Raw genomic sequence first — 12442 nt, forward strand, 5'->3', positions numbered from 1 at the left:
AGTTTTTTATCAATTACCATTGCTAGTCGATACAATAATTATAAACTTATTGAAGAAAATAATCTTTCAATTCCAATAGCTACGCCAGAACAATGTGGAAGGCCAACTTTTATATCTCTCAAAAACTCCTCATCAACTAATAACTTTTTCTTTTCAATCATTTTTCTTTTATATAACTCGTTATTAAATCGATCTCTATATTCATCAGCAGATTGTATTTCTTCATAACCATTAGCAATTTCAATACCATTTATATACAATTCAAAGCGATGGGCGATAGGGCCATCAATTTTTGCAAGTGCTGACTGCTCTTTAGGGTAATCATAAATAAAGCAAATAGGGATTTGACTTATCTTTGGCTCAATGAGATGCACAAAAAGAAGGGTTTGAAGATCCTCAATCCAGTCATAATCTGAATTTAAACCTAATGAATTTGCAATTTTCTTTAGGTCTTCCAGATCAGCATTTAATATATCAATATTGCCATACTCAAAAAAAGCTTGTGCGTATGATATTTTAATTGCAGCATCAGTCTTCCCAAGAATTTTTAGTAAATCTATAATTTCGTCAACCAAAGAATGCATATCGAAATCAATACGGTAGAACTCCAGCATTGTAAATTCGTTAGAGTTATTACTCCCATATTCATTATCTCTATATACTTGGCAAATTTGAAATATATCTCCGCTTCCTTTGGATAAAAGTCGCTTCATTTCTAACTCAGGAGATGTATGTAAATATAGATCAGTTGGCCTAGAGATATCACGATTAACTTTCACTTCAATGCTATCAATATAGACATCGGTTGAAGGAGAGAACAAAAGGGAAGGAGTTTTTACTTCAGTGACCTTACGAGAATAAAAAAATTCCCTAATTTTTATGATTAAATCTTGATAATGAACTAGATTTTTTTTTACTTTGGACATGTCAGCCTATATTAGGCGCGACCTGAATACTCATTTGTTCTAGTATCAACTTTGACCTTATCTCCAATACCAACAAACAAAGGAACCTGAACGACCACACCGGTATTTAAGGTTGCTGGTTTACCACCAGTTCCAGCTGTATCTCCTTTAAGGCCAGGGTCTGTATCGATCACTTCTAATATAACTTGAATTGGAGGAACGACTGTAATTGGATTATTATTCCACAAGGTCACAGTACAAATATCTTGCTCCACTAAATAGTCTACAGCACTTCCCATTGACTCTTCACTCAAGTCATATTGCTCAAATGATTCAGGCTCCATAAAATGCCATTTTTCACCATCACTATAAAGGTACTGCATTTCTAACTCCATAACATCGGCGCCCTCAAGTGACTCACCTGATTTATATGTCTTCTCAAGGGTTTTACCTGTAATAAGATCTTTAAATTTAACTCGATTAAAGGCCTGTCCTTTTCCAGGCTTTACAATTTCATTATTGACAATTGAACATGGATTACCATCGAGAATCAATTTCAAACCGTTTTTAAACTGGCTAGTACTGTAATTCATATTTTTTTTAATCCTAAAGTTTTAAGGGAAAAGGCATAAATTTACAAATGAATATTTTAATAAGTTATAAAAGAAATATATTCATAATTTAAAAATTTGAAATAAAGACAACAAACGAAGAATGTTAAAATACCCTTCCACATATTTTAACCCTAATGTTTTAATTATATGCATATACATGAACACCAGGCAAAAGGCTTATTTAAGAAACATAATATTAAAGTTCCTGAATTTATTGTTGTTTCAAATAGTAATGAAACTCAATCTGCTTGTGAGAAACTTGGTGGCTCAATTTGGGTTGTTAAAGCTCAAGTTCATGCTGGAGGCAGGGGAAAAGGTGGAGGTGTTATTGTATGCAATAAAGTGCAGGATGCAGTTGATGCCAGTAAAAAATTAATAGGTACTAATTTAATTACTCCGCAGACTGATGCAAATGGTCAACCTATCAATGAAGTCATTATTGAGGCTGGTCAAGATATTTCTAAAGAGTTGTACTTGGGACTTCTTGTTGATCGTGCTACAGAAAATATCACAATTCTCACTTCAACAGAAGGTGGAATGGATATCGAAAAAGTTGCCTCAGAAACGCCTGATAAAATTATTAAACAAAAAATTAATCCTCTAGGTAAATTATCAGTCGAAGAATGTGTCAATGTTGCTAAAAAACTTGGGCTAGATTTATCACTTCACGATGAGTTTGCTTCGACACTTCTTGGACTTTATGCTATTTTTACTGAGCATGATGCCAACCTTATTGAAATAAACCCACTTATTATTACTGGTCAAAATGAAATCATGGCTCTTGATGGTAAAATTGATTTTGATGATAATGCGCTCTATAGAAATGAATCAATTGCTAATCTAAGAGATATTGCACAAGAAGATGAAAAAGAAAGAAGCGCTAGCGAACATCAATTAAATTATATCTCTCTAGATGGCTCTGTGGGCTGCATGGTAAATGGTGCTGGATTAGCAATGGCGACAATGGATTTGATAGAATATCATGGTGGATCACCAGCTAACTTTTTAGATGTAGGTGGAGGCACAACTGCTGATAGAGTAGCAATAGCTTTTGAAATAATTCAAAGTGAAGAAAATGTTAAATCTATTTTAGTAAACATTTTTGGTGGCATAGTGCGCTGTGATCTTATTGCAAATGGTATTTTACAAGCAATAGAGAAAGTAGGATTAACGCTTCCAATCATTGTAAGACTCGAAGGAACAAATGCACAAGAAGGCCTTCAAATTCTTAATAAAAGTAACTTTAATATTATTACTGAGGCTGACTTAACTAAGGCTGCTAAACAAGCTGTGGAGATGGCCAAATGAGTGTCTTAATCAACAAAGAAACCAAAGTAATCTGTCAAGGTTTTACTGGCAAGCAAGGTACGTTTCATTCTGAACAATCCATTGCATATGGTACAAAATTTGTCGGCGGCGTAACTCCTGGCAAAGGTGGACAAACTCACTTGGATAAACCAGTCTTCAATTCTGTTGCACAGGCTATGGCTGAAACAGGAGCTAATGCCACAATGATTTATGTGCCGCCAAGGTTTGCATTTGCTTCTATAGTCGAGGCGATTGAAGCTGAGATTCCAGTAATTGCATGCATAACTGAAGGCATTCCTGTGCAAGATATGATTAAAATTAAAGCCATTATCACAGGCAGTAAGTCAAAATTAATTGGACCAAACTGTCCAGGATTAATTACTCCAGATGAATGTAAACTTGGCATTATGCCGGGTAATATCCACAAGAGCGGCTCAGTTGGAATTGTCTCTCGTTCAGGAACATTAACCTATGAAGCAGTTCACCAAACTACTCTAGCAGGACTTGGTCAAAGCACTTGTATTGGTATTGGTGGTGACCCCGTTCAAGGAATGAATTTTATTGACTGCCTTAAATTGTTTGAAAAAGATGATGATACGCATTCAATAGTAATGGTTGGTGAGATTGGTGGCAATGCTGAAGAAGAGGCTGCGGAGTATATTAAGTCAAATATTTCTAAACCTGTTATTTCATATATTGCTGGACTTACCGCTCCTAAAGGAAAAAGAATGGGCCATGCAGGCGCAGTAATAAGTGGTGGGTCTGGTGATGCCAAAAGTAAAATTCAAGCATTAGAGAATGCAGGAGTAAGTGTTGCGCCTACACCAGCATTAATGGGTCAAACCCTGCTTGAAATTCTTTAAAAACAATGTACTCTCTTATAGTAAATAAATGAGAGTGATTAGGAATAGTAGATTCGCAGTTTCAGTAATTTTTACTGTTAACGGTGTTGTTTTTGGAACATGGGCGTCACGCATTCCTGAAATTTCAGATTTCCATAACCTATCACCTGCTGCTTTAGGTTTATTAATATTTCTAATGGGTTTTTCAGCTGTCATTGCCTTCTCAGTCTTTGGAAGAGCTGCAGATCATTATGGAGCATCAACTTTAACAAAAAGAACCACCTCGCTATTAATACCACTTACTCTTATCTTTATAGCTTTTGCTAACTCAATATGGATGCTTATTCCAGCTTTGATTTTCTTTGGAGCAATTCATGGAGGAGTTGACGTGGCGATGAATGCCTGGGCTGTGGAAGTTGAGCGAAAAGATAATCGTCCATTAATGTCGTCTTTTCATGGAATGTGGAGTTTAGGATCTGCTATTGGAGCAGGCTCAGGCGTATTAGCTACTTACAATAAAATTGAGGTGCCAATGCATTTTTCAATTACTTCAATTATAATTTTTTTAGTTGTGCTTAGTGTTGTAACCATCCCCTTTAAATCCCAAAAGAAGGAAAAAGATAGTACAGCTTCATTTATTTCCATTCCAAAAGGAGCATTACTTCCTGTTGCCTTTATAACTTTCTTTGCCTCATTAGCAGAAGGAATGGTTGCAGATTGGAGTGCTATTTTTCTTAGAAGTATTTCAGAGTTGCCTAATGGAAGTGCGGCTTTAGGGTTTACTGTTTTCTCAATTTGCATGTTTGTAATGAGGCTTATGGGAGACAAACTAGCTTTAAAATTTGGCGCCTCTAAAACAGCGCGTTATTCTGGATTAGTTGCTCTAGCAGGCTCTTTAGTTATATTAACCTTTGAGTCACTCATACCATTAATGATTGGCTTTAGCCTTATAGGACTTGGTATAGCTGTCATTATCCCTCTAGCGTTTTCTCGTGCTGGTAAAGATAAAGGAATTTCACAAGGAGCTGCCATTGCTAGCATTGCAACCCTAGGATATGGAGGCATGCTACTTGGTCCATTACTTGTAGGCCTTATTGCTGAGGTAACTTCAATTAAAACTGGCTTTATGCTGTTACCCATCCTAGCCTTCTTAATTTTTCTGCTTTCAAAACATCTCTCTATTAAATCACTGTGATTTTTTCTCCAAAAGCATTGCATCACCATAGCTAAAAAAACGATATTTTTCTTTAATAGCATGGCTATAAGTCTCAAACATTTCCTCAAAACCTATAAAAGCACTCACTAACATTAAGAGTGAAGATTTTGGTAAATGAAAATTTGTAATCATAGCATCTACTATTTGAAACTTAAATCCTGGGTAAATAAAAATATCTGTATCTCCCTTTTGGTACTTTAGGCTTCCATTAACTGAAGCTGACTCTAAGGCTCTTACAGCTGTGGTGCCAACCGCAATTATTCTCCCACCAAGCGCCTTTGCTTGCTCTATCTTATCTATTGTTTCAGTAGAAATTTCATAATACTCACTGTGCATTTTATGACTCTCAATATCCTCAACTTTAACAGGCTGAAAAGTTCCTGCCCCAACATGTAAAGTTAAAAATGTATGATTAATGCCTTGATGTTCAAGGCTAGATAACAACATCTCATCAAAATGAAGTCCTGCAGTAGGAGCTGCAACTGCACCATCATTTTTAGCATATACTGTCTGATACCTACTCTGGTCTTCTTTAGAGTCCTCTCTATTAATATATGGTGGCAAAGGGATATGCCCAATTTCATTAAGTACATTTAGAATAGAATCTGACTCAAAGTTAACCTTATAAATACCATCGTTTTTATCACATATCTTGATGCGGCTTTTATTTTCAAGGACTACATAAGTACCAATTTTTGGAGATCTACTTGACTTAATCATTACTAACGCTTCATGATCATTAATCAATCGCTCAACTAGAACTTCAACCTTACCTCCAGAATCTTTATGTCCAAATAATCGAGCCGCTATAACTTTTGTATCATTAAGAACTAGTAAGTCATTTGGTTTGAGAAAATTACCCAATTGAGAAAAAGTAGAGTCATCAATTATATCTCTTAGCACTAGTAACCGTGAATCAGTCCTACTTGAACTAGGGTATTGAGCAATTAAAGACTTTGGTAGGTCAAAATCAAAATCACTTAGCTTCATTGTCTACCTTTGAGGCATTAACTCGACTCATTGCTGCCTCAATTTTTTCTTTCTGAATCTTGTCTTTTGCCATTTTCTCCTTCAGAGTAATCATCTTTGCCTCCAGTAGATCAGACCTTTCCTGTTTGTTTCTTTCTAAACGTACTTCACGGAACTCAAATCTCCTTCTAGCCTTTTCTCTTTGGTCACTCTCTTGGCTTTGTTTTTTATACAACTCATTATAGAATTGATAATAATTAACAAAAGGAATTTCAAAATTTGGCTTAATATCAATCATATCAATACAATCTACTGGGCAAACTGGTAGGCATAAATCACAGCCTGTACACTCTTCAGCAACAACTTGCGTCATAACTTTTGATGAGCCTATAAAAGCATCCACTGGACAGGCTTTAATACACAAAGTGCATCCAATGCAGACTTTTTCATCAACCAAGGCAATTTGCTTTGGCTTTGTTTCACCATGTGCTTCATTTAAAAGAAGAGCTTCAACACCTAGAAGCTCGGCTAAAGCATCAATCCCTTCCTGTCCTCCTGGAGGACATTGGTTAATTTCAGCATCACCATTTGCTATTGCCTCAGCGTATGGCCTGCAACCTTCAAAATCACACTGTGTACATTGGGTTTGAGGCAAGATAGCATCTATTTGATCAACTAACGAGCTCCCTTTGATCTTAGCAGTATATCCTAAGCCAATATTGATTAAAAAATTCTCGTTCATATAGCTGGTAATTTTAAACTAAATATAGTTTATAGTCTTTACTGACTATGAAAGTTACGCTTGAAAAAAGGAAACTTCAAAGACTTACGCAGTATATATTTTTTGCTTTCTTAACAGAACCTGGAAGGTAAAGTTTTTACTTAAAGACTGTCATTCATATTAGGCCTAATAAAGCGTGGACTCAAGATTCAACAAAAGCACGCTCAATAACGAAGTGGCCTGGCTCCACATTACGAGCCTCAATAAAGCCCTTAGATTCAAGCATATCTACTAACTCCTTAAGCATGCTAGGGCTTCCACAAATCATAAATCGATCGTCTACTAAATTGGGCTGAGGCTGCTTCAAATCTAAAAACAACTTACCACAACTCATCAGGGTAGTTAGGCGGCCATTATTTTTAAAGGGCTCACGGGTTACTGTAGGATAGTAGACCAGTTTCTCCCTTACTATTTCCCCAATATATTCATCATTTGGCAAAACATTTTCAATGTAATCAGAGTAGGCCAGCTCAGAAACTTCACGCACACCATGAGCCAAGATAACCCTGTCGAATTGGTCATAGATTTCTGGATCTTTAATGATGCTCATAAATGGCGCCAAACCTGTTCCAGTACAAAGCAAGTATAGGTAGCGTCCAGGAAGCATATTGTCTGGAATTAAGGTTCCTGTGGACTTCTTGCCCACTAGAACTTCATCTCCTACAGCAAGGTTTTGCAGCTTGGAGGTAAGAGCGCCATCTTGTACTTTAATACTATAGAACTCAAGCTCATTCTCATAGTTAGCACTAGCTATACTATAGGCGCGCATCAATGGCTTACCATCAGAAGGAAGACCAATCATAGTAAAGTGGCCATTCTTAAAACGATAGCCTGGGTCACGAGTAGTACGAAAGCTAAATAATGTGTCATTCCAGTGATGGACATGAGTCACTCTTTCAGTTATCAATGTCGACATACATTTCCTCTTTGGCTTATTAATTGCATAGCTTTTTTGTATATAAAATTTGGGTAAATTATACTATTAATCTAGTATTTTTGCTGAAGCCCTGAATTGTTTGCAGCCTCTTGATAACAAATACTAAACCCATTGGCGTAATCTTCTTCATTCAATCCTATATAAGAGTCAAGCAATACATAACTTGTAACTCCAGATCTAATCATAAATTGCAATTGATCTAGGTGGGCATTAATACCAATAACTTCACCTAAAAATTGCCATCTCTTTCTTAATAAATAAGCCTGAGAATAGCCTCTACCATCATCAAAATTATTAAAATCAAGAACTATTAACTCTAAAGAATCAAGGTAATCTTTGATTAAAAAAACATCGTCTGAAGGCGCAATAATAACCCCTACAGAGAGTTTTGATAACTTCTCAATATTTTCAATCCATTCTTGAAAAGAAACAAGGTCAACACTTTCATAATCTTTGTTTAGTATGCGCTCTATTTGACAAGCTTCACCCATATACCTTCTCCTTAAATGGAGCAATACCTATTCTTTTAAAGACGTCAGTAAATCTCTCCTGATTTTGTCGATGTTTTAGGAATACATTAACAATAGTTTCTATAGCATCAACAATATTTTCACCACTTACTGATGGTCCTAGCTTCTTTCCAATAACAGTTTCATGCAGCGTCTCTCCTGCTAAAGTTATTTGATAATACTCTTCACCATTTTTTTGCATACCCAATAAGCCTATATCCGCTATATGGTGATGGGCACAGGAGTTTTCACATCCAGAGATATTAATATTTAAATCGCCAATGTCGAGTAGCTTTTTCATATCATTAAAACGCTCCTGCACTCTAGTAGCTATCGGGATAGAAACAGCCTTAGCTAAATCACAATAGTCTCTGCCAGGGCATGCTACTATCTGGGCTAGGGTGCCTTGATGCGGACTAGCTAAACCATATTTTTCAAGAGACCGCCATAAGTTATAAACCTGATCTTTTCTGACATAAGGAAAAACGATTGTTTGCCTTTTGGTCGTTCTAAGTTCACCTGAGCTGTACCTCTCAGCTAAGTCTGCAAGCTGCCTCATCTGCTCAGAGGTTGCATCACCAGGAGCTGCACCTAACTTTGTAAGCGATATATTAACAATACTGAAACCATCAACTTTATGCCTGCGAACATTATTTTTCTTCCAAATACTGTAATTAAAATCAACTTTTTCTTTAAAGCCGTCTAAACCTATCGGCCTAATTGGCAAAGCAAAGTCTTTTTTTAGTTGCTCTAATTCAACTAGATTTAATTTTAACTTTGAATCATTTCTAGTTTGCTGCCAGTCTTCATCAACTAACCGAGAAAACTCCTCCGCTCCAAGCTCACGAACTAAAAACTTGATTCGCAACTTTTTTTGATGATCACGGCGACCTTTTAAATTGTAAATTCTCATGGTAGATTCAAGATAACTAAGAATATCTTCAACCTCAATAAATGATGCAGTCTCTGCTGCAATCATAGCCGCCGCTCCAAGCCCGCCACCAACAAAAACACTAAAGCCCAATTGGTCTTTGCCGTTTCTAACGAGCCTTAAACCAAGATCATGAATTCTTAATGCAGTTTCATCTAGTTTTGCTCCATTTATAGCAATTTTAAATTTCCCAGGTAGCCATGAAAACTCTGGATGAAGATTAAACCAGCGTCGTATTAATTCACAGTAAGGTCTTGCGTCCTCAATTTCACCCTCTGTTAAGCCAGATAAGGGGTCAGCCGTTATATTCCTTGTAGCTTTTCCACTTGTTTGGATTGCATGAAGGCCAGCATCTGAAAGCTCGCGAAGTAAATTAGCAATTTCAGGAAGCTCTATCCAATTGAATTGAATATTTTGTCGGGTTGTGAAGTGTCCAAAACCTCTATCGTATTTGTCTGCCACATTGGCAAGAGACCTAAGCTGCTCAGAACTAAGAGTGCCATATGGTATAGCGACTCTAAGCATATGAGCATGAAGCTCCATATAAAGTCCATTCCTAAGCCTAAGACTTCTAAACTTAGCATCATCCAAGTCACCAGCTAAATGGCGCTTTAATTGTTTCTCAAATTGATCAACTCGCTCAACTAGAAATTTACTGTCTTCGGTGCTATATTGGTACATTAAACTATTTCTTTAAAATATGGTGGGTATTATAGTAAAATATTCTATATTCTTAAGAATTAATATACAAAAAAGAATATTATTATAAATATAATTATAAATATAGTATATTATTTTAAATAATATGAATAACAGATAAAATTATGGATACTATTGACATCAAATTACTAGAGCTTCTCCAGCATAATGCAGAACTAACTATTCAGGAGCTTTCAAAGGAAGTTCACTTATCAACCACTCCATGCTGGAAAAGAATTAATCAATTAAAAAATAATGGTTACATTAATAAAACAGTCTCACTGGTAGATCGAAAAAGAGTTGGCGCCAACGTAACTGCAATGGTTTCTATCAAAGTCAACAATCACAATCAAGAAAGAATTAGTATTTTCTCCAAAACCATTCAAGATATTCCTGAAGTTATTGAGTGCTATCGTATGAGTGGTGAGACAGATTATCTTCTTAAAGTTGTGGTAAGCGACATTGAGAGTTATGACGCTTTCTATAAAAATTTAATTGAAAAAGTTCAATTTCTTAAAGTTACTTCAAATTTTGCAATCGAAGAAATTAAAAGCACTACTGAAATACCATTAACTAAACTTGGACAGTAACCAAAAAAAATTTATTAAAGGACTATAACTTTCAGCAGTCCAACCATACAAACTATTATAAGCACACCGCCCATCCAGCGTTTAAATTTTGCATCACTTTTAATCATTCTTTCATGCATTCTAAGTCCAATAAAATGACCTAGAGCAGCTACTGGAATTAGCATTAAAGAAAAGCGCCAATCTATATATACGCCAACAGCCATGAAGGCCACCATCTTTATTGAAACTAGAAAAAACCATAAAACAAACAAGGTATTTCTTAGTTTCTTCAAATCTATATGGTTCATATAAACTGCAACTAGAAGGACTCCTCCCATTAAGGAAGTGCCTGATAAATAACCACCAAAAAATAAAAGTAAATTATTTATCCAAGTCTTTTTAGAAATTATTTGACTATTATTTATCCAAGTTAATGAATAAAGAATTGTAATTAAATACACAATTACAGTCATTACATTTGGTGGAAGACTTAAAAGACCTATCACACCAATAATTTTTGCTGGAAGTATCCATGGCAGAGATTTCTTCAGGTATTGCCAGTCAACCTGTCTTAAGGAATTTGAAAGAGTGATGCTAGAAAAAAATAATAAATGAATCCCAATTATTGGCAGCCAATCTATTGGAGAGCCTCCAATGAGCATTAAAATTGGGAGACCTAGAACAGCACCTCCAAAACCAAGTCCAGTCCTAACAAACCCAATCCAAGTAAATATTATGGCAATCATTAATAACTCTAAGGGTGAAAAGATCATTAATTTAAGTAGGAGTTAATAGAAGAAAATAATTGTAATTACAAAGTAGTTACATAGATTTAATTACGTCTGCTAAGTAATTTGCAGATTCAGTTGCTAACTCTAAATCATTGCACTCAACCATCACTCGAACTAACGCCTCTGTCCCTGATTTTCTGATAAGAATTCGCCCCTTATCTGATAACTTAGACTCAGTCAGGTTAATTGCATCAACTAGATTAGAATTGTTTTTTAAATTTATATCATTTTCAATTTTAATATTTACAAGAACTTGAGGATACTTCGTCATCATAGTCTTGAGATCATAAAGGGTTTTTTGTGACTTGGAGATAACCTCTAATACCTGTAAAGCTGCTATTATTGCATCACCTGAAGTTGATTTATTTAAACAAATAATATGCCCAGAGCCCTCACCACCAAGAATAGCATTATTGTTTATTAACTCGTCCATGACATGCCTGTCACCAACATCTGCCTCAATAAAAGTGAGTCCCAGCTCTCCAAGAGCTTTCCTCATACCTAAATTAGTCATCTTTGTACCAACAACTGTACCAGATTTTAGTTCACCATTGTTTTTCCAGGCATTTGCAATGATATAAACAAGTTCATCACCATCAACCTTCTCTCCTAAGTGATCAACCATTATTAGCCTGTCGCCATCACCATCAAAAGCAATCCCAAGATTAGCGTCTTGCTTTAAAACTTCTTGTTGGAGCTGTTTTGTATCTGTTGCTCCACAATTTCGATTGATGTTGTAACCATCTGGATTGTTATTAATCATTATGGTTGTAACGCCTAATTCTTTAAAAACATCTTCGGCAATATGATAAGTTGCGCCGTTGGCACAATCAATTATAATTTTTAAATTTGATAGATCACATTTTTTATCAAATGTTGATTTACAAAACTCAATATATCTACCTAGTGCTTGTCCGTATCTCTTTGCTTTCCCAATTGATGCAGAATCCACACTAACCATGGGTTTCGCAATTTTATCTTCTATTGCTTTTTGCACTTTGTTACTGAACTTTACGCCTTTACTTGAAAAGAATTTAACGCCATTATCTTGGTATGGATTATGTGATGCACTTATGACAACGCCTGCGGACGCTCCAAACGCCTGAGTCAGGTATGCAATTGCTGGAGAAGGCATAGGTCCAAGCATGCCCACATTGACTCCTGCTGATAAAAACCCAGCTTCAAGCGCAGATTCAAATAAATATCCTGAAACCCTTGTATCTTTTCCAATAATTACACTTGCAGTACCGCCTTCAGTTTCACGCAAAACCGAGCCTACAGCCCAGCCAACTTTTAACAAAAAATCTGCAGTTATAGGGGCTACTCCAACCTCTCCTCGAATTCCATCAGTACCAAAAAAATTATTCAAAA

At 35.9% G+C, this 12442-nt stretch carries 13 protein-coding genes; 4 read left to right on the forward strand and 9 right to left on the reverse strand.

The features are described 5' to 3' along the window. Positions 1–38: 38 nt before the first annotated feature. Together epmA and efp are read right to left on the reverse strand one after the other, a co-directional pair. Positions 39–926 carry an EF-P lysine aminoacylase EpmA gene (gene epmA / locus AC5YGD_RS08175; RefSeq protein ID WP_496141389.1) on the reverse strand — a complete coding sequence of 296 codons (888 nt, stop codon included), beginning with the start codon at positions 924–926 and terminating at the stop codon, positions 39–41. Positions 927–937: 11 nt separating this feature from the next. Then, complete coding sequence (gene efp, locus AC5YGD_RS08180; protein ID WP_271537562.1) at positions 938–1498, reverse strand: elongation factor P; 561 nt, start codon at positions 1496–1498, stop codon at positions 938–940. A gap of 168 nt (positions 1499–1666) precedes the next feature. Between efp and sucC the strand changes: the two genes are divergently transcribed. The 3 genes from sucC to AC5YGD_RS08195 are packed head-to-tail and all read left to right on the forward strand — an operon-like array spanning position 1667 to position 4864. Then, positions 1667–2827, forward strand: a complete 1161-nt coding sequence (sucC, locus tag AC5YGD_RS08185; RefSeq protein ID WP_496141390.1) for an ADP-forming succinate--CoA ligase subunit beta — start codon at positions 1667–1669, stop codon at positions 2825–2827. Then, positions 2824–3690 carry a succinate--CoA ligase subunit alpha gene (gene sucD, locus AC5YGD_RS08190; RefSeq protein WP_496141391.1) on the forward strand — a complete coding sequence of 289 codons (867 nt, stop codon included), beginning with the start codon at positions 2824–2826 and terminating at the stop codon, positions 3688–3690. The genes sucC and sucD overlap by 4 nt, the downstream gene beginning before the upstream one ends. A gap of 28 nt (positions 3691–3718) precedes the next feature. Further along, positions 3719–4864 (forward strand): MFS transporter, encoded by a 1146-nt coding sequence (locus tag AC5YGD_RS08195; RefSeq protein ID WP_496141392.1) that lies wholly within the window; start codon positions 3719–3721, stop codon positions 4862–4864. On the opposite strand, the gene queA is transcribed toward AC5YGD_RS08195, so the two are convergent. From queA to AC5YGD_RS08220, 5 genes are all read right to left on the reverse strand, one after another. Further along, on the reverse strand, positions 4856–5875 hold the full coding sequence (gene queA / locus AC5YGD_RS08200) for a tRNA preQ1(34) S-adenosylmethionine ribosyltransferase-isomerase QueA (protein WP_496141393.1): 1020 nt from the start codon (positions 5873–5875) through the stop codon (positions 4856–4858). The genes AC5YGD_RS08195 and queA overlap by 9 nt on opposite strands. After that, on the reverse strand, positions 5862–6596 hold the full coding sequence (locus AC5YGD_RS08205) for an RnfABCDGE type electron transport complex subunit B (RefSeq protein WP_496141394.1): 735 nt from the start codon (positions 6594–6596) through the stop codon (positions 5862–5864). The genes queA and AC5YGD_RS08205 overlap by 14 nt, the downstream gene beginning before the upstream one ends. Positions 6597–6777: 181 nt before the next feature. Further along, on the reverse strand, positions 6778–7551 hold the full coding sequence (locus AC5YGD_RS08210) for a ferredoxin--NADP reductase (RefSeq protein WP_416651671.1): 774 nt from the start codon (positions 7549–7551) through the stop codon (positions 6778–6780). A gap of 71 nt (positions 7552–7622) precedes the next feature. Then, positions 7623–8063, reverse strand: coding sequence for a DUF934 domain-containing protein (locus AC5YGD_RS08215; protein ID WP_271537555.1), 441 nt, complete (start codon positions 8061–8063; stop codon positions 7623–7625). Beyond that, positions 8056–9693 carry a ferredoxin-like domain-containing protein gene (locus AC5YGD_RS08220; protein WP_496141395.1) on the reverse strand — a complete coding sequence of 546 codons (1638 nt, stop codon included), beginning with the start codon at positions 9691–9693 and terminating at the stop codon, positions 8056–8058. Before AC5YGD_RS08220 ends, AC5YGD_RS08215 begins: the two co-directional genes overlap by 8 nt. A gap of 143 nt (positions 9694–9836) precedes the next feature. Between AC5YGD_RS08220 and AC5YGD_RS08225 the strand changes: the two genes are divergently transcribed. Next, the gene (locus tag AC5YGD_RS08225; RefSeq protein WP_271537553.1) at positions 9837–10301 is read left to right on the forward strand and encodes an Lrp/AsnC family transcriptional regulator; all 465 of its coding nucleotides are present in this window, start codon (positions 9837–9839) and stop codon (positions 10299–10301) included. 14 nt (positions 10302–10315) lie between these two features. Here AC5YGD_RS08225 and AC5YGD_RS08230 read toward each other — a convergent pair whose 3' ends face one another. Both AC5YGD_RS08230 and glmM read right to left on the reverse strand, forming a co-directional pair. After that, entirely contained in the window at positions 10316–11053 is a 738-nt protein-coding gene (locus AC5YGD_RS08230; protein ID WP_496141396.1) for a TSUP family transporter, read from the reverse strand. A gap of 49 nt (positions 11054–11102) precedes the next feature. Further along, the gene (gene glmM / locus AC5YGD_RS08235; RefSeq protein ID WP_496141397.1) at positions 11103–12440 is read right to left on the reverse strand and encodes a phosphoglucosamine mutase; all 1338 of its coding nucleotides are present in this window, start codon (positions 12438–12440) and stop codon (positions 11103–11105) included. Between the last annotated feature and the right edge of the window lie 2 nt (positions 12441–12442).

Source organism: Candidatus Pseudothioglobus sp. uisw_070 (assembly GCF_059512545.2).

Bases quoted from the DNA above. Each gene is read 5' to 3' on its own strand.
- epmA (WP_496141389.1), bottom strand. From the start codon at position 926: ATGTCCAAAGTAAAAAAAAATCTAGTTCATTATCAAGATTTAATCATA.
- efp (WP_271537562.1), bottom strand. From the start codon at position 1,498: ATGAATTACAGTACTAGCCAGTTTAAAAACGGTTTGAAATTGATTCTC.
- sucC (WP_496141390.1), top strand. From the start codon at position 1,667: ATGCATATACATGAACACCAGGCAAAAGGCTTATTTAAGAAACATAAT.
- sucD (WP_496141391.1), top strand. From the start codon at position 2,824: ATGAGTGTCTTAATCAACAAAGAAACCAAAGTAATCTGTCAAGGTTTT.
- AC5YGD_RS08195 (WP_496141392.1), top strand. From the start codon at position 3,719: ATGAGAGTGATTAGGAATAGTAGATTCGCAGTTTCAGTAATTTTTACT.
- queA (WP_496141393.1), bottom strand. From the start codon at position 5,875: ATGAAGCTAAGTGATTTTGATTTTGACCTACCAAAGTCTTTAATTGCT.
- AC5YGD_RS08205 (WP_496141394.1), bottom strand. From the start codon at position 6,596: ATGAACGAGAATTTTTTAATCAATATTGGCTTAGGATATACTGCTAAG.
- AC5YGD_RS08210 (WP_416651671.1), bottom strand. From the start codon at position 7,551: ATGTCGACATTGATAACTGAAAGAGTGACTCATGTCCATCACTGGAAT.
- AC5YGD_RS08215 (WP_271537555.1), bottom strand. From the start codon at position 8,063: ATGGGTGAAGCTTGTCAAATAGAGCGCATACTAAACAAAGATTATGAA.
- AC5YGD_RS08220 (WP_496141395.1), bottom strand. From the start codon at position 9,693: ATGTACCAATATAGCACCGAAGACAGTAAATTTCTAGTTGAGCGAGTT.
- AC5YGD_RS08225 (WP_271537553.1), top strand. From the start codon at position 9,837: ATGGATACTATTGACATCAAATTACTAGAGCTTCTCCAGCATAATGCA.
- AC5YGD_RS08230 (WP_496141396.1), bottom strand. From the start codon at position 11,053: ATGATCTTTTCACCCTTAGAGTTATTAATGATTGCCATAATATTTACT.